This is a genomic window from Streptomyces sp. NPDC020742 (assembly GCF_040641675.1).
Classification (GTDB): Bacteria; Actinomycetota; Actinomycetes; order Streptomycetales; family Streptomycetaceae; genus Streptomyces.
Genome location: NZ_JBFAEA010000021.1, coordinates 18,764 through 43,394, shown reverse-complemented (window position 1 = coordinate 43,394; position 24,631 = coordinate 18,764). Strand labels below are relative to the sequence as shown.

The following is a 24,631-nucleotide window of genomic DNA, read 5'->3' as shown; positions in this document are numbered from 1 at the left end:
CGAGGCGGCCGTCGTGCCCCGTTCTCATCTCGTTCTCAGACGCGGCGCCTACGGTCGCGCCCATGGGTACGACGAGGACGACCGAGAAGCGAACCGACGACGAGACCGTGCCGGCGCAGGCCGGCGGTGAGGCCACGAAGACCGAAGCGCTCCCGGAGACCACGGAGGCGGAGGCCGCGGCCAAGGCGGGCGCGAAGGCCGACGAGCAGCCCGACGAGAACGCGGCTCTCGCCGAGCAGGACGAGGCCAGCGAGACCGAGGAGGGCGAGCGGGCGGCCGGTGCGGACGCCGCGTCCGCGGACGACGTGTCCGTACGGCCCGCCGGTGGGGCCGGCGCCGGAGCCGGCGCGGTCGTCGCGGCGGGGCTCGGCCTCGCGTCCGTCACCGGCACCTGGCTCGGCACGCTGATGGCCGAGCGGCAGCAGCTGCTGGGCCAGATCAAGCTCCAGTCGGGCAAGGCCTCCGACCAGATCGCCGCCATGTACGGCACCCCCTGGCACACCACGGCCCTGGTCAACGCGGTCTTCGCGGTGCTGGCCGGGCTCGTCGCCGCGGTGGTGCTGTCCCGGCCGCGGACCACGTGGGTGCGCGCCGTCGCCTGGGGCGGGCTGGCGCTCGCCGTGCTGGGGCTCCTGATCTCCGCGGGGATGTACCTCGACCTGTTCGGGAGCATGCCCACCATTCCCAAGGCCCCGGCGGGCGGCCCCGCGGCTCCGTGACGCCGCCGAAGCGACCTGTCCGGTGAAGGCCACCGGGGTCGGCGCCCGCAGAAGACCCACCGGTTCGGCCGGTGGGTCTTTGTCGTTCTCCGGTCGAGCCTCACCGTTCTCCACCGGGGGTCTGCTGTTCCGGGGACGGCGGATGGCGGACGGCGGCCAACCCTCCACGCAGTGCTGCGCGGCCACCCTTTCCACGAGCCGATGGCGGAATCGGTAAGGAGATGGCCAGATTCGTCATCACTCAACTAACATGGGCAACTACCGTGTGTAGATCATACAGTTGACCGGCGAGGTGAGTGCCGCGAACAATTCCGTCGATCCGCCCTCGTTCCCCGATGATGCCGGGGCGGACTACTTCATCCGCGAGTACCGCACCGCCGTGAACCCCGCCCGGCGGGACCTCCTGGAGAACAAGCCACCGCTGCTCATCCTGAGCCCGTCGGGGAGCGATCCGGACGCGGACGCCCACCGGGTCCTGGAGGCGCTGCGCTGGGCTCTCGGCCCGCAGCACAAACGGGTGCCGCACGCCGTGCTGCACGCCGAGGACGGGGCGCCGCTGCTGAGCGTGCAGGCGGGCCGGGGGCTCGCATTCGACGTGCCCCGACGCTCGACGCCCGACCGGTTCCGCAACTTCTGGCTGATGGCGGACGTCATCGCCCACATACAGGGGAGCCAGCCGGGCGGCAGCGGCGTCGGGGCGCGCAAGTTACGTGACGACGTCTATCGGCAGCGGGCCGAACGGGGCGGGCTGCCCGGTCTGCTCTGGCACATGGGCGGTACGGACACCGCGCCGATCGGTGGGGTGCGCGGCTTCTTCGTCGGGCTCGTGTGGCACTCACTGACCCGGACGCTTCCCCGGTGGCTCTGGGCGCGCCGGCAGAACCGACGACTCGTGAGGTCCAAGCGGAGCGGCTGGCTCGGCAAACAGCTCAATGCGACCGCCGGCGGAGCGCCGCTGTTCGAGCTGCTCGACCAGGTGGGGGCCCGTCAGTCGTCCCGGCTGAGCCTGGAAGCCAGCCACCCCCGGCACAAGGAGGGGCTCGCCGCCCTCGAACTCCTGCTCTTGCGCGCCCTGTTGGAGGACCTGCAGAAGCCCGCGGTCGGGGGTCTGCTGCCCCAGCGCCGGCGCCGGGTGGCCCGCCCCGTGCTGCTGGTGGAGGTTCCGCCGGAAGGCGCCCCCGGAGCCGACGCGGCAGAGCGCTTCCTGCGCGCGTTCCACGCACTGCACTCCGGCCTCGGCGGGCCCGGCCCGCTGGTCATCGCGGTCGGCAGGCCGTCCGGCGGGCTGCAGACGGAGCTGGGCGTGGAGCGCACCAACCTCCGCCGGGCGAGCACCCTGTTCCACTCCAGCAACCCGCGTCCGGTCATGGTTCCCCTGGAGGAGGAACCCTTCGGGCGGCCGGGCCTGCAGATCCCTCCGGTGCAGCCGCGGAAGTTCCGGATGGGCTGGCGTGCGGTGACCGCGGTGGAACTCGTGGCGCTGGTCGCGGTGCTGGTGGGCGGGGTGACCGCACCCGGCCTCCTGGACCTGCGGCGGGACACCGGGTGCATGGGCGGGGACCATCCCGTCGCGGCCGCCGGTCAGAACAAGGTGGTCAGCGTCACGCCGAAGAAGTGGTACGACGCGACGCTGGCCCGAATCGCGAAGCAGAACCGGCGGGCCGAACAGTACGCCGCGTCGGGCCGGGCCGTGCGCACGGTCGTGCTCTTCGAGTCCGACCCGCCGACGACCGTGCAGGACACCATCTTCGACGGGTCCATTCCCGAACTCCGCGGCGTCGCCATGTGGCAGGAGTGGCTGAACAAGGACGCCGCTTCCAACTCCGCCCGAGTACCGCTGCGGGTGGACGTACGGCAGACCGGCCCCGCCTTCGTGCACGCGGCCGACCGCGTACGCGACCTCATCGAGGAGGTCAAGCGGGAGAACAGCGGCAAGGAGTACAAGAAGGTCGTCGGGGTCCTGGGCTTCGCACAGAGCACGAAGGCGACGCAGGAGGCGGTGGCGCTGCTGGGGCGGCCCGACGTCCGGATTCCGACGATCGGCACGACCGCGACGGCGGACGAGATGCAGGGCAGCGACACCTACTGGCCGTTCACCCCGGAGAACAGCCGGGAGGCGCAGATCGAGGCCGACTTCGCGGCCCGGTCCAACATCGTCGCGGACGCGGGGCAGGAGGCGTCGGGGGGTCCCGCACAGTGTGTCCCCGCAGCCCAGGCGGTGGTCGTGCAGACCCCGGGCGACCTCTACAGCATGAGCCTGGCCGACAAGTTCCGGCAGGACTTCACGGGGGAGGAGACGGTCATCAACTTCGCCCAGGGCCCGCTCCAGGACACCCCCGCGGGCACCCAGAAGGCCACCTCGGCGGACCGGCTGGTCAGCCAGGTCTGCCAGGCCGTCAAGGCGAATCCGGCCACCGCCGTGTACTGGACCTCGCGGGCGCGGGACTTCACCGCCTTCGTCAACGCCATGGACGCCAACGGCACCTGCTTCGAGCACGGCCTGACCGTGCTCGGCGGCAACGAGCTGACGAACGTGGCGCTGACCGGCGAGTACGACGACAAGGGCTGGCTGCGGCTGTACCACTCCGCGCACCGCCTGCCGACGGGGGACGAACACGCCAGCGCGAAGACGGAGGAGTTCATCAGGCTGTACAACAACGAGTACAAGAAGGACCCCTGGCAGCAGGACGGGCACTCCGCGGTCGCCTACGACGCGTTCCACGCCCTCTCCAAGGCGGTGGACGAGGCCCATTCGGACAGCTCCGTGGACCGGGACGCCATCTTGACCGCGCTGCGCAACGGGGTGCGTTTCGACGGCGCCACCGGGTTCGTCGACTTCTCCGAGGACAGCAACGAACCTCCCCGGAAGAAGACCCTGGTGATCCTCAAGCAGTCGGAGAACGGGCCCCGGGCGGTGGTGGCCTGCGGGGCCTACAGCCAGTCGGCACTGAAGGAGAAGCAGGGGCCGCCGTGTCCCTCGTGAGGTCGTCCGGGTCCGTTATGACGTCGCCCGGGCCCGGCATGACGTCGCCCGGATGCGTCATGACGTCGTCCGGGGCCGCTATGGCGTCGTCCGGGGCCGCGTCCTGGGTTCCTACGTCTCCCGGACGCCGTACCTAGGCACCCGCCCGCCGGCCGGCGTCGGCGTCTAAGGACCGCAGGGACCGGGAGATCGGGAAGTCTCCCGATGTGGCAGGCACCCCCTCACGGCGAGGCTTGAGACCAACAAGCCCACGCCACCAGGGGAGAGACCCGCATGTACCGCTCTGAGCCGGAGATCCGCGTCCGTTACGAGGAGCTGCGCCGCGAGGCCGACCGGCAGCGCCAGGTGCGCGAGGCCATCGACGCCCGGCACGCCACCGACGCCCGGCACGCCACCGACGCCCCGCGCGCCGCCGGCGCCCGGTCCGGGGAGGACGAACCCGGAGGGCGGGTGACTCCCGGTCGGGCCCGGTGGTGGCGGACGCGCCGTGCCACGGCTGCCTGACGGACCGTGCCGCCGGCCGGCGCGGGCCGGTCCGCCCGGCCGGCAGTCCCGCCACCTCGCTCCCGCTCAGGGGCGCCGGGAGCCTCCGGGCCCCGACCGCCCCGGCCCGGGCCCGAGCCGCCCCGCTCCGATCCCCCGACCTCGTCCCACCCGGTGAAACCCCCTGCCGGACTGTCGGACCGCTGTGCGATGCTCAGCAGCGTGGAGACCAGGTCCATCAGTCCCGTGTTCGTCGGCCGCGCGGCCGAACTCGCCGCACTGGGTGAGGCGCTCGCCCGTACGACGGCGACCGGTGAGCCCCAGGCCCTGCTCATCGGGGGCGAGGCCGGGGTCGGTAAGACCCGCCTCATCGAGGAGTTCGTCGAGATCGCCCGCGCCCAGGGCGCGCTGATCGCGCTCGGTGGTTGCATCGAGATCGGCTCGGAGGGCCTGCCGTTCGCGCCGTTCTCCGCGATCCTGCACACCCTCAACGCCCATCTGCGCGACGAGCTGGCCGCCGCCGTGGCCGGCCAGGAGGGCGAACTCGCCCGCATCCTGCCCGAGTTGGGGGAGGCCCCCGGGGAGGCGCACGACGAGGAGATCGGCCGGGCCCGCCTCTTCGAGCTGACCGCCCGCGTCCTGGAGCGCCTCGCCGCCGGCCGTACGCTCGTCCTCGTCATCGAGGACCTGCACTGGGCCGACCGCTCCACCCGCGAACTCCTCGCCTACCTGCTGCGGGCGCTGCACGACGCCGGCGTCCTGCTGGTGGCGACGTACCGTTCCGACGACATCCACCGCCGCCACCCACTGCGCCCCTTCCTCGCCGAGATCGACCGGATGCGCACCGTCCGGCGCATCGAGCTGGCCCGCTTCAACCGGGACGAGGTCCGCTGCCAGATAGCGGGCATCCACGGCCGCGACCCCGAAGAGGACACCGTCGACCGGGTCTTCCGGCGCTCCGAGGGCAACGCCTTCTTCGTCGAGGAGCTGGCCCGCAGCCTCGACGAGGGCTGTCTGCACGGCCTCAGCGACCCGCTGCGCGACCTGCTGCTGGTACGCGTCGAGGCGCTGCCCGAGGACGCCCAGCGGGTGGTGCGGACGGCCTCCGAGGGCGGCTCCACCGTCGAGCACGAACTCCTCTCCGCGGTCTGCCGGATGCCCGAGGACGAGCTGATCGCCGCGCTCCGGGCCGCCGTCGGGAGCAACACCCTGGTCCCCACCCAGGACGGTACGGGCTACCGCTTCCGGCACGCCCTGGTGCGCGAGGCCGTCGTCGACGACCTGCTGCCCGGTGAGCGCACCCGCCTCAACCGCCGCTACGCCGAGGCCCTGGAGGCCGACCCCTCCCTGGTGCGCGCCGATGCCTGCGCCGCCCGGCTGGCCAGCTACTGGTACAAGGCCCATGACGCAGCCAAGGCGCTGCCCGCCGTGCTCGCCGCCTCCGTCCAGGCCCGCCGCCGGCACGCCTACGCCGAGCAGCTGCGGCTGCTGGACCGTGCCCTGGAGCTGTGGGACGACGCACCGCCGGAGGTCCGCCAGGGCGTCCGCCCGGTCGACTACGCCGAGGCCTACCCCGCCTGCGGCTGCGACGACGACGCGCTGCGCTTCCTGGACCTGCTCGCCGAGATCGCGGTGGCCGCCCGGCTGTCCGGGGACGGCGAGCGGGCCTTCACGATCACCAAGCGCGCCCTGCGGGCGCTGCGCGAGGAGAACGACCCGCTGCGCACCGCCTGGTTCCTGGTGCAGCGCTCCCGGCTGTGCCAGGGCACCGGCCGTGGCGACGGTTGGGCGGACCTGGGCCGGGCCCAGGAGCTGGTGCGCGGCCTGCCGCCCTCCGTGGTGCACGCCGAGGTGATGGCCGCCGTCGCCAGCTGGGCGGTGCTGCACGAACCGGGCCCGGAGACCTACGCCACCGCCGAACGCGCCGTGGAGTACGCCCAGTTGGTGGGGGACGAGGAGGCCGAGCTGAACTCCCGGCTGACGCTCGCGGGCCTGCGCGTCGACTCCGGCGCGGTCGACGAGGGCCTCGCCGACCTCCACGAGACCGTCGAACGAGCCGTGCAGCGCGGCTACTTCTCCGTCATCGGCCGCGGGCACGTCAACCTCCCGTACTTCCTGGAGGGCGTCGGCCGGTCCCGCGAGGCCGTCGAGGTCACCGAGCAGGGCAGCGCACTCACCACCCACTACGGCCTGAAGAACAAGACCTGCTGGGTGCTGGGCAACCGCGCCGAATCCCTCCAGTCGCTGGGCCGCTGGGAGGAGGCGGCCCGGGCCGCCGCCGAATGCCGCCGGCTCGCCCAGGGCGCCCGGTCGACCGCACTGGCGGCCAGCTACCTCACCGACCTCGCCCTGGCCCGGGGCGACCTCGCCGAGGCCGAGCGCGAACTGGCCGTCGCCCGGGAGCACCACGGCACCCACGACCCCCAGCCGCAGCACACCCTGCCGATGGCCCGGCACGCCCTGCGGATCGCCGCGGCCCAGGGCCGCATCTTCGACGCCCGCGCCGTCCTGGAACAGGCCCTGGACGCCGGCTTCCCAGCCGGCACCCATCGCTACGCCTGGCCACTGCTGTGGTGGGCGGCCGCCGCCGAATCGGACGCCCGCGGGCTGCCGGCCGCCGAGCCCGGCCGGGCCGCGGTGCTCGCCCGTATGCACGAGGTGGCCAAGACGCTGCCCTGTATCGCCCCGATCTGGGAGGCGTACGCCCTCGCGGTTCACGCCGAACTCCGCCGCGCCGAAGGCCGCGAGACCCCCGACTCCTGGGGCGCGGTGGTCGCCGCCTTCGTCCCCCTGGAGCGCCCGCACGAGCTCGCCCGTGCCTGCTACCGCTGGGCCGAGTCGCTGCTGCACGGCGGAGAGCGGGCCACCGTCGGCCTGGACGGCCGCCCTCCGCGGGAGGCCGCCGCGCTCCTGCTCACCCAGGCGTACACCGCGGCCACGGAATTGGGGGCCCGCCCGCTCGCCGAAGAGCTGACCCTGCTGGCCCAGCGGGCCCGTATCCCGCTACCGGGACCGCAAGCGGCCACTGCGGGTGCCGGAGCCATGGACCACACCGCACGGGAGGCCTCACCCGCCGATACCGCGCCGGCCGACCCTGCGCCCGCCGAGTCGCTCGGCCTGACCCCGCGCGAACGGGACGTCCTGCGCCTGGTCGCCGAGGGCCGCAGCAACCGCCAGATAGCCGATGCCCTGTTCATCTCCCCGAAGACGGCCAGCGTCCATGTCTCCAACATCCTCGCCAAGCTGGGCGTCTCCGGTCGCGGCGAGGCGGGCGCGCTGGCCCACCGGCTCCGCCTGTTCGGCACGCCCGCGACGAGCCCGGGCTGACGGCGGAGCGGCGCACGGCTGGTGGGGGCGGGGATCGGGGAGCGCCGGCCGGAGGGGCACCCCCCTCCGGACAAGGCCGCGACCGGACCTCCGCCCCTCAGCTCACCTCAAGCCGGAGAATCCGGTCGTCGCCCTTGCGCGGCCTGCCCCGCCCGTCCGTGTTGCTGGTGACCAGCCACAGGCCGCCGTCGCCGGTCGCCACGACGGTGCGCAGCCGGCCGTAGGTGCCCGTCAGGAAGGCCTGTGGCGCCGCCACCGGCCTCGTCCCGTTGAGCGGGATCCGCCAGAGCCGTTCGCCGCGCAGCGTGGCCATCCAGATCGAGCCCTTGGCGTAGGCGATCCCGCTGGGCGAGGCGTCCGCGGTCCTCCACTCCACCACCGGGTCGACGAACCCGGAGGCCTTCTGGCTTCCCTTGGCCTTGCCCTCGACCTCGGGCCAGCCGTAGTTCCTGCCCGGCTCGATCAGGTTGAGCTCGTCCCAGGTGTCCTGCCCGAACTCCGAGGCCCACAGCCGGTGTTCGCTGTCCCACGCCAGCCCCTCCACATTGCGGTGCCCGTAGTCGTAGACCACCGAGTCGGCCGAGGGGTTGCCATGGGCCGGCTCGCCGTCCGGTGTCATCCGCAGGACCTTGCCGCCGAGCGACTCCTTGTCCTGGGCGAGCCCGGAGTCGCCGGTCTCGCCGGTACCGGCGTAGAGCATCTTGTCCGGGCCGAACGCGATCCGGCCGCCGTTGTGGATCTCCCCCTTGGGGATGCCGCGCAGGATGGTGTCGGGTGCGCCCAGCTGGTCGCCCCGGGGGCGCTTGTCGTCGTAGGCCATGCGGGCGATGCGGTTGTCGGACGCGGTGGTGAAGTACGCGTAGACCTGGTGGTTGGTGCCGAAGTCCGAGGGCACCGCGAGGCCCAGCAGCCCGCCCTCGCCCCCCGGGTCCACGCCCGGTACCGAGCCCAGTTCGGTGGTCTTCCCGCCGTGCGCCGCGACCCGGAAGATCTTCCCGGTGTCCCGGGAGCCGACCAGCAGATCGCCGCCCGGCAGCAGCGCCACGCCCCACGGGGACTTCAGCCCGGTGGTCAGGGTGCCGGTCACCTTCACGGTGCCCTTGGCGGGCGGCGCGGTGGCGGACGGGGGGCCGCCGGGCGAACGGGCGCCGGCGGAGGCACCGGGGCCGCCGCCCGGGGCCGCGGAGCCCCCGCCCTGCGGCTGCGCGCCGCCCGATGAGCAGCCCGCTGCCAGGAGCAGCGAAGCGGCGACCAACACGGCGGTCTGGGAGCGGCGTTGCACTGCGGGGTCCTCTCGTCGTCCGGGCGAGCACAAGAACACCACATCGCGCCGCCGAACGGGCCGACCTGGCGGGCCCCGGCCCGCCGCCGTTCGCCGGCACCGCCGCGCCGCCGTACGGCCGGCCAGGCCAGGCCCGCCGTGGCCCCGTCCCCAGGTCTGCCCTACGGCGCCGGAAAGGACTGCTCCACGGCCGGCTCGGCCTGCTCAGCCGGCCCGGGCTACCAGGACTGCCGGGCCGGCGGCAGCGCGGCGATCTCCGCCAGGTCCTCGGCCGTGAGCCGCAGGTCCGCGGCCTTGGCGTTCTGCCCGGCCCAGCGCTCCTTCTTGGTGCCGGGTACCGGCACGACGTGCCGACCCTGGGCGAGCACCCAGGCCAGCGCCACCTGGCCCGGTGTCGCGCCGTACCGGGCGCCGACCCGCCGCAGCCCGGCGACCACCGGCTGGTTCGCGGCCATCATCTCGGCGGTGAAGCGCGGGTGGCGGGCCCGTATGTCCTCCGGTTCGAAGCCCTGCCCGGGGGTGAGCGTGCCGGTCAGGTAGCCGTTGCCCAGCGGCATCGCCGCCAAGAAGCCGACGCCCCGCGACTCGCACCACGGCAGCAGCTCCTCCAGGGCCTCCGGCGACCACACCGACAGCTCGGCCTGCACGCTGCTGACCGGGAACACCTGCTGGATGCGCTCCAGTTGGGCGAGCGTGTTGTCGTGCATCCGGGAGCGCGGACGAACCCCCGCCCGCCGCTGCGTACGGGATGCCCGGGCCTGCCGTACTGCCCGTGCGCCCACCGCGCACAGCCCCAGCGACCGCACCTTCCCGGCGGCCACCAGCTCCGCCATGGCCCCCCAGGTCTCCTCGATGGGCACTTCGGGGTCGGCGCGGTGCAGCTGGTAGAGGTCGATCCGGTCGGTCTGCAGCCGTCGCAGCGAGGCGTCGCAGGCCCGCTTCACATAGCCGGGCCGCCCGTTGGCGACGATGTGCTGCTCACCGACGAGCAGCCCGCACTTGGTCGAGACGAACGCCTCCGCCCGCCGCTCCTTCAGGACCCGTCCCACCAGCAGCTCATTGGTGAACGGCCCGTACATGTCGGCGGTGTCCAGCAGGCTGCAGCCCCGGTCCAGCGCGCTGTGCACGGCCCGCAGCGACCCCTCTCCGCTGCGCTGCGACTCGGTGTACCCCCAGCTCATCGGCATACAGCCGAGCCCGATGGCACCCACTTCGAGGGCCGCCGCGCCGATCGTCCTGCGCTCCACCTGGTTGTGCCTCCGTCCCCTCGCCCCCGATCAAGGGCCAGACCAAACTAACGTCTGGGCAGAACATCTCTTCGCATAGCCTCAGGTCATGGCAACAGCAGACCCGCACGGCGATGTGAACGACGTATGGCTTCCGATCCCGCCCGAGGAGATCGAGGGTCTCCCCGGTGGCCTCCGCTACCTCCACTGGGACGCCGGCGTGGACTACCCGGCCGACCCGGAGCGGTGCGTCTTCTACACCGTCCCGTACATGAAGAGCGCCGAGATCAGCCTGCGCCCGCTGGCCCGGATGAGCCGGGTACGGGTGGTGCAGACGCTCACCGCGGGTGTCGAGCACATGCTGCCGGGGCTGCCGCAGATGCCGTCCGGCACCCGGTTGTGCAATGCCCGTGGACTGCATGACGCCAGCACCGCCGAGCTGGCGCTGGCGCTGATCCTGGCGGCGTTGCGCGGCCTCCCGGGGTTCGTCCGGGCCCAGGACGTGGGGGAGTGGCGGCCCGGCTTCCATCCGGCCCTTGCCGACAAGTCGGTGCTCATTGTGGGCTATGGTTCGATCGGCAGTGCCATCGAAGACCGGCTCACGCCCTTTGAATGTGCGCGGGTGGTGCGCGTCGCTCGCACCGCGCGTGACACTGTGCGCGGTCCCGTGCATCCACTCTCCGAACTGTCCGCCCTCCTGCCCGCGGCGGACGTCGTGGTGCTCGCCGCTCCGCTCACTGAAGAGACCCGTGGCCTGGTAGGACGCGATTTTCTGGCGCGGATGAAGGACGGCGCACTGCTGGTGAACATCGCCCGCGGCGGGATCGTCGACACCGCGGCGCTGCTCGCCGAACTGGAGGCCGGCCGACTGCGCGCGGCGCTCGACGTCACCGAACCCGAACCGCTGCCCGCCGACCACCCGTTGTGGCACGCTCCGGGCGTGCTCATCACTCCCCACGTCGGTGGTCCCAGCTCTGCTTTTCTGCCTCGTGCGAAGCGGCTGCTGAGGGACCAGCTGACGCTTTTCGCGGCCGGAGAGCCCCTGCGGAACGTGGTCGCCACCGCCGACTGAAACCGGTTGCGGGTAGCGCTACGAGGCCGTACGAATGCAGGGCGTATGCAAAAACTCCGCACTGTCACGCTCCGTAGAGACGCTATGTCCCTGAGTGACGGAACTGGTGTATCGTCCCGAGCGGGGACAGCGCCGGACGAATGCGGCGCACTGCGAAGGATCCGGAACGCGAGGGGGGCGACGGGCGATGTATGGCCGATGGACGATCCGCGAGATGCGCGATCCACGACCACCCGCGGAGATGCGGCGAGGACCTTTGGTGCACCGCTCGCGATGCCTTCCGGTGCGGGACAGCGGGAGAGCGCGGTGAGCGCCCCCGGCGCGATGCTCTCCAGGCCGCCGGCGCCCGCCGGCAGTCCGCCGAGCGCAGTACCACAGATCGTCCTCGCCGTGCTCTGCGGCGGCTACGCCCTCGGCGCCGCTCTCGGCTGGGGGTCCCACGAACTCGCCCTGATCATGGGGGACTTCGGGCTGAGCTTCGCGGCCCTGGTGGCGGCCGTCTCCTGCGGTCTGTACGCCCGCAAGCACCGCAGCCGGTTCCGCCCGGCGTGGCTGCTGTTCGCCGTCTCCTCCGGGATGGCCGGCCTCGGCAATGGCGTATGGGGCTGGTACGAGGTCGTCGAGCGCACGTCCGTGCCCAGTCCCTCACCGGCCGACTTCTGCTTCCTGCTGTTCGCGCCGCCGGCCATCGTCGGCCTGCTGGTGCTCGCCAAGCGGCCGGTGACCAGGGCCGGTTGGGTCTGCCTGGGCCTGGACTCCTGGCTGATCGCCGGGTCGCTGCTCACCCTCTCATGGAGCCTCGCGCTCGCCCACACCGCCCACTTCCAGGGCCGCAGCGTGGCTCAGAGCGCGCTGTCGCTGGCCTACCCGCTGTTGGACATCGTGCTGGTGAGCATGGTGCTCGCGCTGCACTTCCGACGCTCGTCGGTGCACCGCTCCGCCATCAACACCGCCGTCGCGGCACTGGCGTTGACGGTGCTGTGCGACGCCCTGTTCAGCTCGCCGCTGCTGCGCGAGCACTACCGCTCCGGGCAGATCCTGGACGCCGGCTGGTTCGCCGGCTCGATGCTGCTCGCCTACGCACCCTGGGTCGCCCGCCGCGCCGGCGAGGAGGACCCAGACGAGGGGGCACCGGCCGCCCGCCGCCCCCAGCCGCACGGCAGCCGCCCGATCACCGGGTCGCTCGCCGCGCTCACCCCGTACCTCGCCGCCGCCGTGTGCACGCTGGGGATCCTCACCAACGTCCTGGACGGTCGGCAGATCGACCGGGTGGTGCTCTTCACGGGCTGCACGGTCGTCCTCGCACTGGTCGTCCGCCAGGGCATCATGCTGCTCGACAACATCACCCTCACCCAGGAACTGGCGCAGAAGGAGAACCACTTCCGCTCCCTGGTGCAGGGCTCCAGCGACGTCATCATGATCGCCGCGCCGTCCGGTGTGCTGCGCTACGTCAGCCCGGCCGCCGCCGGTGTCTACGGGCGGGACGCGGAGGAGCTGGTCGGCTCGGAACTCGCCGCGCTGATCCACCCCGAGGACCTGGGGCGGGTCGTCCACGAGGTCCGCCGCTTCCTCGCCGCCGATCCGCAGGACGAACCCACCACCCGGATCGAGTGCCGCTTCCGGGCCGGTGAGCGGCGGGCCGGTGCCGACCGCTGGCTGAACGTCGAGTCGACGGTCAACCGCCACCACGGCGGCCTGATCTTCAACTCCCGCGATGTCACCGAGCGGGTCCGGCTGCAGGCCCAGCTCCAGCACAACGCCTCGCACGACGCGCTCACCGACCTGCCCAACCGGGCGCTGTTCACCGACCGCGTCACCCAGGCCGTCACCGGCCGCCGGGCCAGCGACCACGACACCGCCGTGCTCTACATCGACCTGGACGGCTTCAAGCAGGTCAACGACACCATCGGACACCAGGCCGGGGACGAGCTGCTGGTGCAGGCGGCCCGTAGGCTCGGTGAGTCGGTGCGCTCGGGGGACATAGCGGCCCGGCTGGGCGGCGACGAGTTCGCCGCGCTGATCACCGGCGACGGCACCCGCGACCGCGCCGCCCGCGAGTTCCGCATCCTGGAGATCGCCGACCGGCTGCGCATCAAGCTCTCCGAGCCGTACCGCATCGACGGCCGGGACGTCCGGGTGGCGGCCAGCATCGGCGTGGCCTTCGCCGAGTCGGGCGTCACCCCCGCGGGCCTGCTGCGCAACGCCGACCTGGCGATGTACCGCGCCAAGCAGGCCGGCAAGGGCCGGGTGGAGCTGTACGCGCCGCAGATGCAGGACGAGGTGGCGCACCGCGCGGAACTCGCCACCAAGCTGCGCACGGCCCTGCACGACGGCGCCTTCGCGCTGCTGCACCAGCCGGTGGTCGAGCTGGCCAGCGGGCGGGTCACCGCGGTCGCGGCGCACGCCCGCTGGCGCTCCGCCGAGGGCATCCTCTTCACCCCCGCCGAGTTCCTGCGGGTCGGGGACCGCGGCCGGCTCACCGCCGACGGCGACCGCGCCGCCGAGCTGGACCGCTGGCAGCTGGAGGAGGCCGTCCAGCAGGCGGCCGTACGGCACCGCGCCGGGCATCAGATCCCGGTGGCGGTCCGGCTCTCCGCCCGGCGGCTGCTGGACCGCGCCCTGTCTCCCAAGGGCGTCGAAACGCTGCTCACCCGGTACGGCCTGCCCGCGCGCTCGCTGGTACTGGAGCTGTCCGAAAGCGACCCCCGGCTCCCGCTGGACGATCTGGAGCGACGGCTGGTGGCGCTGCGCCGCCTCGGGGTGCGGATCGCCCTGGACGGCTTCGGCAGCGGCCACGCCGCGATCGGCGCGCTGCGCCGGCTCCCCATCGATGTGCTGCGGCTGGACCGCGGGCTGGTGGACGGCGTGGTGGAGTCCTCCCGGCTGCACAAGATCACCGCCGGACTGCTGCGGATCGCGGGCGACCTGGGCATGCAGTCGGTCGCGGACGGCGTCGACCTGCCCGAGCAGGTCCTCGCGCTGCGCTCGATGGGTTGTACGCACGGCATGGGCATGGCCTTCTCCGGTCCGCTCGACGAAGCCCGGTTGCGCCGGGCGTTGACGCGGACCAGCTACCCGGTGCCCGACCTGGCCGGACAGGGCCGCGCGGTGGTGCTCAGCGGCCGGGGTCTGCCGGCCCGGCGCGGTGCGTCGGCAGGCCCGGATTCGCTCGTACATCCGCCATTGCGCTCAAATAGTGAGACCTCCGTCCCACCCACTTGACACTCGGTGCACGGCGGGGGGAGGGTCAGTGCCATGCGCACCCGAATTCTCGTACTTGGAAAGCGCGTCGGCTGAAGCTGGGCCCTGAAGAATCCCAGCTGACCGCACCGACGCGCTCCCCTCGCTTGCCTCACGGCACGAGGGGTTTTTTGTTGCATAGCAACCTCACAAATCACGCCAAACCCTCTTCGAGAAGAGACGCAGATGACCGAGCAGGCCTCCGGGGCCCACCATCCGCAGCCGCGGGCCCGTACCGCCGGTGGAACGCAGCAGTCCGCCACCGTCGAGCACGTCACGGGCGCGCAGTCCCTCATCCGTTCGCTGGAGGAGGTCGGAGCCGACACCGTGTTCGGCATTCCGGGCGGTGCGATCCTGCCGGCGTACGACCCGATGATGGACTCCTCGAAGGTCCGGCACGTCCTCGTCCGTCACGAGCAGGGCGCAGGGCACGCCGCAACGGGATACGCCCAGGCCACCGGCAAGGTCGGCGTGTGCATGGCCACCTCGGGCCCGGGTGCCACCAACCTCGTCACCCCGATCGCCGACGCCCACATGGACTCGGTCCCGCTGGTCGCGATCACCGGCCAGGTCGCCTCCAAGGCGATCGGCACGGACGCCTTCCAGGAGGCGGACATCTGTGGCATCACGATGCCGATCACCAAGCACAACTTCCTGGTCACCGACCCCGCCGACATCCCCCGGACGATCGCGGAGGCCTTCCACATCGCCTCCACCGGCCGCCCCGGCCCGGTCCTGGTCGACATCGCCAAGGACGCCCTGCAGGCGCAGACCACCTTCAGCTGGCCGCCGCACACCGACCTGCCCGGCTACCGTCCGGTGACCAAGCCGCACGCCAAGCAGATCCGCGAGGCCGCCCGGCTGATCGCCGAGTCCAAGCGCCCGGTGCTCTACGTCGGCGGCGGTGTCCTCAAGGCCGGCGCCACCGCGGAGCTGAAGGTGCTCGCCGAGCTGACCGGCGCGCCGGTCACCACCACCCTGATGGCGCTGGGCGCCTTCCCCGACAGCCACCCCCAGCACGTCGGCATGCCCGGGATGCACGGCTCGGTCACCGCGGTCACCGCGCTGCAGAAGTCGGACCTGCTGATCACCCTCGGCGCCCGCTTCGACGACCGGGTCACCGGCAAGCTGGACTCCTTCGCCCCGTACGCCAAGGTCGTGCACGCGGACATCGACCCGGCAGAGATCGGCAAGAACCGCGCCGCGGACGTGCCGATCGTCGGTGACGCCCGCGAGGTCATCGCCGACCTGATCGTCGCCGTCCAGGCCGAGCACGACGCCGGGCACCAGGGCGAGGCCGCCCGGACGGGATACGCGGCCTGGTGGAAGGACCTCAACCGCTGGCGCGAGACCTACCCGCTGGGCTACGACCTGCCCGACGACGGCAGCCTCTCCCCGCAGCAGGTCATCCAGCGGATCGGCAAGCTCGCCCCGGCCGACACCATCTACGCCGCGGGCGTCGGCCAGCACCAGATGTGGGCCGCCCACTTCATCGACTACGAGCGGCCCGCCACCTGGCTGAACTCCGGCGGCGCCGGGACGATGGGGTACGCCGTTCCCGCCGCCATGGGTGCCAAGGCCGGGCAGCCGGACCGCACGGTCTGGGCGATCGACGGCGACGGCTGCTTCCAGATGACCAACCAGGAGCTGGTCACCTGCGCGCTGAACAACATCCCGATCAAGGTCGCGATCATCAACAACGGTGCGCTGGGCATGGTCCGCCAGTGGCAGACCCTCTTCTACAACCAGCGCTACTCCAACACCGTGCTGCACAGCGGCCCGGAGGCGGACGGCAAGCAGCCCAGCGCCGGTACCCGCATCCCGGACTTCGTGAAGCTGTCCGAGGCGATGGGCTGTGTGGCGATGCGCTGCGAGAGCCCGGATGAGCTGGACGCGGTCATCGCCAAGGCCAATGCCATCAACGACCGCCCGGTCGTGGTGGACTTCATCGTCCACGAGGACGCCCAGGTGTGGCCGATGGTCGCCGCCGGCACCTCCAACGACGAGGTCATGGCCGCCCGGGGCGTGCGTCCCGACTTCGGCGACAACGAAGACGACTGAGCCAGGACGACACGGACGCACGGAAGAAGAGAGAAGACCATGTCCAAGCACACGCTCTCCGTCCTGGTGGAGAACACCCCCGGCATCCTCGCCCGGATCGCCGCCCTGTTCTCCCGCCGCGGCTTCAACATCGACTCGCTCGCGGTCGGGGTCACCGAGCACCCCGACATCTCCCGCATCACCATCGTGGTGAGCGTGGAGTCGCTGCCGCTGGAACAGGTCACCAAGCAGCTCAACAAGCTCGTCAACGTCTTGAAGATCGTCGAGCTGGAGCCGGGCTCCGCCATCCAGCGCGAACTGGTCCTGGTGAAGGTCCGGGCGGACAACGAGACCCGTTCGCAGATCGTCGAGATCGTCCAGCTCTTCCGCGCCAAGACCGTGGACGTCTCTCCCGAGGCGGTCACCATCGAGGCCACCGGATCCAGTGAAAAGCTGGAGGCGATGCTGAAGATGCTGGAGCCGTTCGGCATCAAGGAACTCGTGCAGTCCGGCACGATCGCCATAGGCCGTGGCGCCCGGTCCATCACCGACCGCTCGCTGCGCGCGCTGGACCGCTCGGCCTGACACCGCCCGGTCGGTTGCCCCGACCGTATGGCGAGACCCACCGACCTTCCCCACCCCGCCCGACGTACTGTGTGGGCACCCGCGAGAACCAAGGAGATACCCGAAGTGGCCGAGCTGTTCTACGACGACGACGCCGACCTTTCCATCATCCAGAACCGCAAGGTCGCGGTGATCGGCTACGGAAGCCAGGGCCACGCCCATGCGCTGTCCCTGCGCGACTCGGGCGTCGACGTGCGCGTCGGTCTGCACGAGGGCTCCAAGTCCAAGGCGAAGGCCGAGGAGCAGGGGCTGCGCGTGGTGACCCCCGCCGAGGCCGCTGCCGAGGCCGACGTGATCATGATCCTGGTGCCGGACCCGATCCAGGCCGAGGTCTACGAGGAGTCCATCAAGGACAACCTCGAGGACGGCGACGCGCTGTTCTTCGGCCACGGCTTCAACATCCGGTTCGGCTTCATCAAGGCCCCGGCCGGCGTGGACGTCTGCATGGTCGCCCCCAAGGGCCCGGGCCACCTGGTCCGCCGCCAGTACGAGGAGGGCCGCGGCGTGCCGTGCATCGCGGCCGTCGAGCAGGACGCCTCCGGCAGCGCCTTCGCGCTGGCGCTCTCGTACGCCAAGGGCATCGGCGGGACCCGCGCCGGCGTCATCAAGACCACCTTCACCGAGGAGACCGAGACCGACCTGTTCGGTGAGCAGGCGGTGCTCTGCGGCGGTGCCTCCGCGCTGGTCAAGGCCGGTTTCGAGACCCTGGTCGAGGCGGGCTACCAGCCGGAGATCGCGTACTTCGAGTGCCTCCACGAGCTGAAGCTGATCGTGGACCTGATGTACGAGGGCGGCCTGGAGAAGATGCGCTGGTCGGTCTCGGAGACCGCCGAGTGGGGCGACTACGTCACCGGGCCGCGGGTCGTCACCGACGCCACCAAGGCCGAGATGAAGAAGGTGCTCGCCGAGATCCAGGACGGCACCTTCGCCAACAACTGGATGGCCGAGTACAAGGCCGGTCTGCCCAAGTACAACGAGTACAAGAAGGCCGACGAGAACCACCTGCTGGAGACCACCGGCAAGCAGCTGCGGAAGCTGATGAGCTGGGTGGACGACGAGGCGTAAGCCCGACGGACAGGGGGTCGCGACACCGGTCGCGGCCCCCTCGTCCGTGTGCCCCGCGTTCCGCCGACCGGGCGCCTTGTCCACCGCGTAGAACCACGCACGGGTGATCCTTCCGCAGCGGCACAGGACGCGCCCCCCACCGCCACTACACTGCCAATCACAAGCGCGTCAGGCTCACAGCGTCGTGCGTCTTCCACGCGGCTTTCCCCCTTCACCGCCTTCGGCCGTCGGGACGGCCGTCCGCGAAGGACTAGTGAGGAATGAAGACCACGTGAGCACTGCATACTCGGGTAAACCCGTTGTACTGATCGCCGAAGAGCTGTCGCCCGCCACCGTCGACGCCCTCGGCCCGGACTTCGAGATCCGGCACTGCAACGGCGCCGACCGCGCCGAGCTGCTCCCCGCCATCGTCGATGTCGATGCCGTCCTGGTGCGCAGCGCGACGAAGGTGGACGCCGAGGCCATCTCCGCCGCCAAGAAGCTCAAGGTCGTCGCCCGCGCGGGCGTGGGCCTGGACAACGTCGACGTCTCCGCCGCCACCAAGGCCGGCGTGATGGTCGTCAACGCCCCGACCTCCAACATCGTCACCGCCGCCGAGCTGGCCTGCGGTCTGCTGGTCGCCACCGCGCGGAACATCCCGCAGGCCAACACCGCGCTGAAGAACGGCGAGTGGAAGCGCAGCAAGTACACCGGCGTGGAGCTCAGCGAGAAGACCCTCGGCGTGGTCGGCCTCGGCCGGATCGGCGTCCTGGTCGCCCAGCGGATGTCGGCGTTCGGCATGAAGGTCGTCGCCTACGACCCGTACGTCCAGCCGGCCCGTGCCGCGCAGATGGGCGTCAAGCTGCTGACCCTGGACGAGCTGCTGGAGGTCTCGGACTTCATCACCGTCCACCTCCCCAAGACGCCCGAGACCGTGGGTCTCATCGGCGACGAGGCGCTGCGCAAGGTCAAGCCGTCGGTTCGGATCGTCAACGCCGCGCGTGGCGGGATCGTCGACGAGGCCGCGCTGGCCAGCGCGCTGAAGGACGGCCGGGTCGCCGGCGCGGGCCTGGACGTCTACGCCGTCGAGCCCTGCACCGACTCCCCGCTCTTCGAGTTCGACCAGGTCGTCGCCACCCCGCACCTGGGCGCGTCGACGGGCGAGGCGCAGGAGAAGGCCGGTATCGCGGTCGCCAAGTCGGTGCGGCTGGCACTCGCCGGCGAGCTGGTGCCGGACGCGGTCAACGTCCAGGGCGGAGTGATCGCCGAGGACGTCAAGCCGGGCCTGCCGCTGGCCGAGCGGCTGGGCCGGATCTTCACCGCGCTGGCCGGTGAGGTCGCCATGCGGCTGGACGTCGAGGTGTACGGCGAGATCACCCAGCACGACGTCAAGGTGCTCGAACTCTCCGCGCTCAAGGGCGTGTTCGAGGACGTGGTCGACGAGACGGTGTCGTACGTCAACGCCCCGCTGTTCGCGCAGGAGCGCGGGGTGGAGGTGCGGCTGACGACGTCCAGCGAGTCGCCCGAGCACCGCAATGTGGTGACCGTGCGCGGCACCCTCACGGGCGGCGAGGAGGTGTCGATCTCCGGCACGCTGGCCGGCCACAAGAACATCCAGAAGATCGTGGCGGTGGGGGATCACTCCATCGACCTCTCGCTCGCCGACCACATGGCGTTCATGCGCTACAGCGACCGTCCCGGTGTCGTGGGCACCATCGGCCGGATCCTGGGCGCTGCGGGCATCAACATCGGCGGGATGCAGGTCTCCCGGGCCGATGTCGGTGGTGAGGCGCTGGTGGCGCTGACCGTCGACGACACCATTCCGCCGCAGGTGCTCAGCGAGATCGCCGAGGAGATCGGTGCGACCTCCGCGCGTGCGGTGAACCTCGGCGACTGACCGGCCGGCACGGGTTCTCCGGGCCCGGACCCCGCTGCGGCGGAGTCCGGGCCCGTGCGCGTCTCGGCCGGCTCCGACAGTCCACGTCTCGGCCGGCTCCGACAGTCCGCGTCCGCGTTTGCACGGCTCCGCCGGTCGGCGCGCAATGGGAACGGGGCACGGGAGCCGTGCCCGCTCCCCGCCGACCCGTGCGGAAGGAGACGACGCACCATGAACACACCCCAGGGGGACACCCCGCACACGCTGACCGGTCTGCAGGTGGTCGACGCGGACGGCGTGAAGGTGGGCACGGTCCAGCAGGTCTACCGGGACGACGCCACCAACGACCCCGAATGGATCACCGTGCGCACCGGCCTGTTCGGGCTGAAGGAGACCTTCATCCCGCTCGCCGGAGCCCGCCGCAGCGGCGGTGACCTGCACGTTCCACACCGCAAGGAGACGATCCGGCGGGCCCCGCGGATCGATGCCCACGACCATCTCGACCCCTCCGAGGAGGAGGAGCTCTACCGTCACTACGGGCTGGACCGGGCGGGCGGGGGTGACCGGGCGCTCGCGCCGGACGCCGCCGGGGACCACCCCCGCACGGTCGGCGTCGCGGACCCCGGCGCCCCGGCCCGGGCCACGGCGGACCCGAAGCGGTCGGCGACGGAACCGGACCGGCCCGCCCCGCCGCGCGGGGAGCGCAACAAGCTGTTCGACGCCCCGGCGGCGGGCGCCGCGGCCTCCCGCGACCGTGGGCCGGGAGACGGTGGGTCGGGGTCGGGGTCGGAGAAGGCCGGGCACGCCGAGGAGGAGGCCGGCACCGACGACGGCCGGGAGCGACCACCGGGGCCCGGGTCGGACCGTTCGCGCTGACCCCGGCCGCACCTCCCTGTACGTACGTCTAAGACGGACGTCTGGTACGAGCGTATGCGTGGGGCTAGGCTGCCGTCATGGGACACCGTGAAGACCTTCTGGAGGGCGCCAAGCGCTGCCTGCTGGAGAAGGGGTACGCGCGCACCACCGCCCGTGACATCGTCGCCGCCTCCGGTGCCAACCTCGCCTCCATCGGCTACCACTACGGCTCCAAGGACGCCCTGATGCGCCAGGCCGTGATCGCCTCCAGCGAGGAGTGGGGCGCCGGTATGGCCCAGGCGCCGGCCGCCGGGGAGACCGGCCGGCCGGCGGACGAGGAACCGCTGGAGCGGTTCGCCGCGGCCTGGGACCGGGTGCTGCAACGGATCGCCGCCGAGCGGGAGTTCATCGCCGCGCAGGTCGAGGTGCTAGGCCTGCTGCCGCGCGACCAGGCGCTGCGCGAGGCGATCGGGGAGGTGCTGCCGGAGGGCGGCGAGGGCCTGGTGGCGCTCTTCGAGGGGGTGCCGGACACCGAGGTCGACGCAGAGGCCGCCCGGGTCGTCGGCTCCTTCTACCAGGCGCTGCTCACCGGTTTGATGGTGCAGTCGCTGGTCACCCCGGACACCATGCCCTCCGGCCACGATCTGGCCGCCGCGCTGCGCCGGGTCACCTCGGGCGAGGTGCTGGGCCCGGCCTGACCGGTGGCGCTGCCGGCAGCAGGTGGGCGCCGGTCCGGTCGGTGCTCAGGCACAGCGAGCAGACCACCGCGTCGTGCGCCGGGCAGGCCGCCAGGTCCGGCCGCTCGAAGTCCTGCCGGCACACATGGCAGGTGGCGGTCTCCGCGCTGGGGTTGCCGTCCGCGTCCAGCCGCGGTGCGTCGATGCCGTCGTCGGTGCGCCGCAGGTAGTACTTCCCCCTGGTCACCACGGCCGTCAGCGGGGTCAGGACGGCGGCGATCAGCGCCGCGGCGACCGGCGAGTACGGCTGGAGGGCGTCGCCCAGGGCGCCGAAGTACAGCGCGATCGACAGCCCGGAGGCGGCGGTGAAGGAGACCACGCCGACGGGGTTGACGGCGTACAGCATCCCCCGGCGGAACTCGGGCGCGTGCGGGGACAGCCTCAGCAGGTACTTGTTGACGAGGATGTCGGTGGCGACGGTGACGACCCAGGCGATCGCGCAGTTGGAGTAGAAGCCCAGGACGGAGTTGAGGAAGCGGAACATGTCCGCCTCCATCAGCGCCAACGCGCACGCCAGGTTGGCCAGGACGAACACCATCCGGCCCGGGTAGCGCCGGGTGATCCGGGTGAAGGAGTTGGTCCAGGCCAGCGAGCCGGAGTAGGCATTGGTCACATTGATCTTGATCTGGCTGATCACGACCAGGGCCACCGCCAGCGGGACCACCAGCCAGGACGGCAGCATCGCCGCGAACGCGCCGGTGAACTGGCGGATCGGCTCGGTGGCCGCGGCCGGCCCGGCCTGCGCCAGTACGTACACGGCCAGGAAGAGGCCGATCGCCTGCTTGAGCGCGCCCAGCACCACCCAGCCGGGCCCGGCCATGACCACGGCCGTCCACCAACTGCGCCGGTTCGCCGCGGTCTTGGGCGGCATGAAGCGCAGATAGTCGATCTGCTCGCCGATCTGCGCGATCAGCGACAGGCAGACACCGGCACCCAGCAGCACCGGGGCGGCGCCGAGGCCGACGTCGCCGTCGGTGCCGGCGTACGACAGGAAGCGGTGCACGGTGCCCGGGTCGGTGGCGACCAGATAGGCCAGTGGTCCCACCATCAGCAGCAGCCACAGCGGCGTCGTCCAGACCTGGAGCGTGCTGAGCGCCTTCATCCCGTACACGACCAGCGGGATCACCAGGAACGTGGCGACCAGGTACCCGAGCCACAGCGGCAGCCCGAGGCCCAGCCTCAGCCCCTGCGCCATGATCGAGCCCTCCAGCGCGAAGAAGATGAAGGTGAAGCTGGCGAAGATGACGCTGGTGAGCACCGAACCGTAGTAGCCGAAGCCGGAGCCGCGGGTGATCAGGTCCAGGTCGATGTTGTACCGCGCCGCGTAGTAGGCGAGCGGGAAGCCGGTGACGAAGATGACCACGGCCGCCACCAGGATCGCGGCCAGCGCGTTCCCGGTGCCGTGCGCCAGGCCGATGCCGGCGCCGATGGAGAAGTCGGCCATGTAGGCGATGCCGCCGAGCGCGGTGGTCGCCACCACCATCGGGGTCCAGCGGCGGTAACTGCGCGGTGCGAACCGCAGCGTGTAGTCCTCCAGGGTCTCCTTCGCCGCAGGCCCGTCGGAGGGTCCGGGCGGCTCCGCCGCCACCGCCGGTTCCACGTCAGCCTGGGTCATCCGCGCCTCCTGGGGTGCCGTGGGACCGCGAGGGGGTACCCGCGGTCCGGCCCGGAACGCTAGGAACTGCGTGTTACCGCCGATGACTTCCCGTGTGAACCGGCTGTTTCCTGGTGTGCGCGGTGCTGCCGGCCCGGGACCGGACCGCCGCTACAGCCGGGCCGCCTTGAGCGCCATGTGGAGCAGCAGCCGGTGTTCGCCGTCGGCCAGGTCGAGGCCGGTCAGCTTCTCCACTCGGCCGAGGCGGTAGTAGAGCGTCTGGCGGTGGATGCCCAGCGCCTGGGCGGCTCGGCCTGCCTGGCCGGCACAGTCGAGGAACACCTCGGCGGTGCGGGCGAGTTCGGCGTGCGCCGGGGTGAGCAGCGGGCCGATGGCGGGGTCGGGCTCGGTGACCGGCAGCGCGGTCAGCATGCGGTACGAGCCGATGGCGTCCCACTGGGTGATCGGGCCCAGTCGGGGTTCGGCGCGGGCCGCCCGGGCCGCGTCCAGCGCCTCCCGCCAGGTCACCGGTAGCTCGGTCAGTTCCTGGGTGCCGAGGCCGATGCCGGCGGTCCCCGGGAGACGGGACGGCGGCGGGGCGGTGCGTTTCGTCCCGCGCCGGTCCGCGGCCGCCGCGGCGCCCGCGCGCGGGGACCGCAGCAGCTGCTCGGCCACCGTATGGGCCGGGGTGAGCGCACCGGGCGAGCGCAGTCGTACCAGCGCGGCCAGCGTGGGCAGGGGCGTCGCAGACCGATGGCCGGCCGTGGCCCGCAGCGGACAGGCCGCGAGCAGGCCGGGCAGGCCCGGCAGCGGTGCCGCGCCGGTGTCGGTGGGGTCCCAGGGGGCCACCGCGATCAGGGTCAGCGGCGCCCCCGGGGTGAACCGCAGGGTGTCCCGCAGCGCCTCGCCCAGCGCGGCCGCCGCGGCCGGCCGCCCGTCGGCCGGTGCGAGCAGCAACTCCCGGAGCAGGTCGCCGAGTTCGGAGCCGGCCCGGGCCTCGTCCGCCAGTAGTGCACCGATCCGGGCGGCGGTCTCCATGGCCTGGGCGATCCGCGGGTCGGGCGGGGTGCCGTGGCCGCCCAGGGCGAGGTCGGTCAGGTGCCCGTCGTCCAGCAGCCAGACGTAGCCGTGCACGATGCCGCGATGGCGTACGGGCAGACAGATCCGGCCTTTGAAGACCCCGGCCGCCGGGTCCGGCGGAATGCGCAGCGGCGTCCTGGCGCGGGCGATCCCGAACGCCTCGAACCAGGCCCGTACCGCCGCCGAGGAGCGGCGCTGGAGGATCGACCGGGTCCGTACCGGGTCCATGACCTCGTCGTCCTCGCTCTCGTGGGCGCCGAACGCGATCAGGCCGAAGTCCCGGTCCTCCAACGTCGCCGGTGCGCCGAGCGCCGCCGAGATCTCGTCCACGAGCTGCTGGTAATCGCCCCGCATCGGTCACCCGGTCCTCTCCTGTCGCACTGGTCTCTCCCGTCCACCATTCTCATACAACTGTCTGAGATCCCGGCCACGAAGGCGTGACAGCTGTC

16 protein-coding genes are annotated in these 24,631 nt (G+C 72.1%); 12 read left to right on the top strand and 4 right to left on the bottom strand.

What is annotated here, in order from left to right:
* Positions 1-62: 62 nt before the first annotated feature.
* From AB0G84_RS28030 to AB0G84_RS28015, 4 genes are all read left to right on the top strand, one after another.
* Positions 63-719 (top strand): hypothetical protein, encoded by a 657-nt coding sequence (locus tag AB0G84_RS28030; RefSeq protein ID WP_361326498.1) that lies wholly within the window; start codon positions 63-65, stop codon positions 717-719.
* A 292-nt stretch (positions 720-1,011) separates the two neighbouring features.
* On the top strand, positions 1,012-3,702 hold the full coding sequence (locus AB0G84_RS28025; RefSeq protein ID WP_361326495.1) for an ABC transporter substrate-binding protein: 2,691 nt from the start codon (positions 1,012-1,014) through the stop codon (positions 3,700-3,702).
* 273 nt (positions 3,703-3,975) lie between these two features.
* Positions 3,976-4,206: a hypothetical protein gene (locus AB0G84_RS28020; protein ID WP_361326492.1), complete on the top strand. Its 231-nt coding sequence runs from the start codon at positions 3,976-3,978 to the stop codon at positions 4,204-4,206.
* A 189-nt stretch (positions 4,207-4,395) separates the two neighbouring features.
* Positions 4,396-7,512 carry an AAA family ATPase gene (locus AB0G84_RS28015; RefSeq protein WP_361326489.1) on the top strand — a complete coding sequence of 1,039 codons (3,117 nt, stop codon included), beginning with the start codon at positions 4,396-4,398 and terminating at the stop codon, positions 7,510-7,512.
* A gap of 97 nt (positions 7,513-7,609) precedes the next feature.
* Here AB0G84_RS28015 and AB0G84_RS28010 read toward each other — a convergent pair whose 3' ends face one another.
* Together AB0G84_RS28010 and AB0G84_RS28005 are read right to left on the bottom strand one after the other, a co-directional pair.
* Positions 7,610-8,794, bottom strand: a complete 1,185-nt coding sequence (locus tag AB0G84_RS28010) for a PQQ-dependent sugar dehydrogenase (protein WP_361326486.1) — start codon at positions 8,792-8,794, stop codon at positions 7,610-7,612.
* A 218-nt stretch (positions 8,795-9,012) separates the two neighbouring features.
* Positions 9,013-10,041: an aldo/keto reductase gene (locus AB0G84_RS28005; RefSeq protein WP_361326483.1), complete on the bottom strand. Its 1,029-nt coding sequence runs from the start codon at positions 10,039-10,041 to the stop codon at positions 9,013-9,015.
* A gap of 88 nt (positions 10,042-10,129) precedes the next feature.
* On the opposite strand from AB0G84_RS28005, the gene AB0G84_RS28000 reads away from it, so the two are divergent.
* The 8 genes from AB0G84_RS28000 to AB0G84_RS27965 all read left to right on the top strand — a co-directional run bounded on the left by AB0G84_RS28000 (position 10,130) and on the right by AB0G84_RS27965 (position 21,469).
* The gene (locus AB0G84_RS28000) at positions 10,130-11,092 is read left to right on the top strand and encodes a 2-hydroxyacid dehydrogenase (RefSeq protein WP_361326480.1); all 963 of its coding nucleotides are present in this window, start codon (positions 10,130-10,132) and stop codon (positions 11,090-11,092) included.
* A 324-nt stretch (positions 11,093-11,416) separates the two neighbouring features.
* Positions 11,417-14,314 carry an EAL domain-containing protein gene (locus AB0G84_RS27995; RefSeq protein WP_361326666.1) on the top strand — a complete coding sequence of 966 codons (2,898 nt, stop codon included), beginning with the start codon at positions 11,417-11,419 and terminating at the stop codon, positions 14,312-14,314.
* 204 nt (positions 14,315-14,518) lie between these two features.
* The gene (locus AB0G84_RS27990; protein ID WP_361326477.1) at positions 14,519-16,393 is read left to right on the top strand and encodes an acetolactate synthase large subunit; all 1,875 of its coding nucleotides are present in this window, start codon (positions 14,519-14,521) and stop codon (positions 16,391-16,393) included.
* 39 nt (positions 16,394-16,432) lie between these two features.
* Positions 16,433-16,957, top strand: coding sequence for an acetolactate synthase small subunit (ilvN, locus tag AB0G84_RS27985; RefSeq protein WP_006602925.1), 525 nt, complete (start codon positions 16,433-16,435; stop codon positions 16,955-16,957).
* A gap of 105 nt (positions 16,958-17,062) precedes the next feature.
* Positions 17,063-18,061 carry a ketol-acid reductoisomerase gene (ilvC, locus tag AB0G84_RS27980; protein WP_361326474.1) on the top strand — a complete coding sequence of 333 codons (999 nt, stop codon included), beginning with the start codon at positions 17,063-17,065 and terminating at the stop codon, positions 18,059-18,061.
* Between the two features lie 271 nt (positions 18,062-18,332).
* Entirely contained in the window at positions 18,333-19,937 is a 1,605-nt protein-coding gene (serA, locus tag AB0G84_RS27975) for a phosphoglycerate dehydrogenase (RefSeq protein ID WP_361326471.1), read from the top strand.
* 210 nt (positions 19,938-20,147) lie between these two features.
* Positions 20,148-20,792, top strand: coding sequence for a PRC-barrel domain-containing protein (locus AB0G84_RS27970; protein ID WP_361326468.1), 645 nt, complete (start codon positions 20,148-20,150; stop codon positions 20,790-20,792).
* Between the two features lie 77 nt (positions 20,793-20,869).
* The gene (locus AB0G84_RS27965) at positions 20,870-21,469 is read left to right on the top strand and encodes a TetR/AcrR family transcriptional regulator (RefSeq protein ID WP_361326465.1); all 600 of its coding nucleotides are present in this window, start codon (positions 20,870-20,872) and stop codon (positions 21,467-21,469) included.
* Here AB0G84_RS27965 and AB0G84_RS27960 read toward each other — a convergent pair.
* On the bottom strand, positions 21,438-23,123 hold the full coding sequence (locus tag AB0G84_RS27960) for an allantoin permease (protein WP_361326463.1): 1,686 nt from the start codon (positions 23,121-23,123) through the stop codon (positions 21,438-21,440). The two genes, AB0G84_RS27965 and AB0G84_RS27960, sit on opposite strands and share 32 nt — an antisense overlap.
* 150 nt (positions 23,124-23,273) lie before the next feature.
* On the bottom strand, positions 23,274-24,536 hold the full coding sequence (locus tag AB0G84_RS27955; RefSeq protein WP_361326460.1) for a helix-turn-helix domain-containing protein: 1,263 nt from the start codon (positions 24,534-24,536) through the stop codon (positions 23,274-23,276).
* Between the last annotated feature and the right edge of the window lie 95 nt (positions 24,537-24,631).

Bases quoted from the DNA above. Each gene is read 5' to 3' on its own strand.
- AB0G84_RS28030 (WP_361326498.1), top strand. From the start codon at position 63: ATGGGTACGACGAGGACGACCGAGAAGCGAACCGACGACGAGACCGTG.
- AB0G84_RS28020 (WP_361326492.1), top strand. From the start codon at position 3,976: ATGTACCGCTCTGAGCCGGAGATCCGCGTCCGTTACGAGGAGCTGCGC.
- AB0G84_RS28015 (WP_361326489.1), top strand. From the start codon at position 4,396: ATGCTCAGCAGCGTGGAGACCAGGTCCATCAGTCCCGTGTTCGTCGGC.
- AB0G84_RS28000 (WP_361326480.1), top strand. From the start codon at position 10,130: ATGGCAACAGCAGACCCGCACGGCGATGTGAACGACGTATGGCTTCCG.
- AB0G84_RS27995 (WP_361326666.1), top strand. From the start codon at position 11,417: ATGCTCTCCAGGCCGCCGGCGCCCGCCGGCAGTCCGCCGAGCGCAGTA.
- AB0G84_RS27990 (WP_361326477.1), top strand. From the start codon at position 14,519: ATGACCGAGCAGGCCTCCGGGGCCCACCATCCGCAGCCGCGGGCCCGT.
- ilvN (WP_006602925.1), top strand. From the start codon at position 16,433: ATGTCCAAGCACACGCTCTCCGTCCTGGTGGAGAACACCCCCGGCATC.
- AB0G84_RS27970 (WP_361326468.1), top strand. From the start codon at position 20,148: ATGAACACACCCCAGGGGGACACCCCGCACACGCTGACCGGTCTGCAG.
- AB0G84_RS27965 (WP_361326465.1), top strand. From the start codon at position 20,870: ATGGGACACCGTGAAGACCTTCTGGAGGGCGCCAAGCGCTGCCTGCTG.
- AB0G84_RS27960 (WP_361326463.1), bottom strand. From the start codon at position 23,123: ATGACCCAGGCTGACGTGGAACCGGCGGTGGCGGCGGAGCCGCCCGGA.
- AB0G84_RS27955 (WP_361326460.1), bottom strand. From the start codon at position 24,536: ATGCGGGGCGATTACCAGCAGCTCGTGGACGAGATCTCGGCGGCGCTC.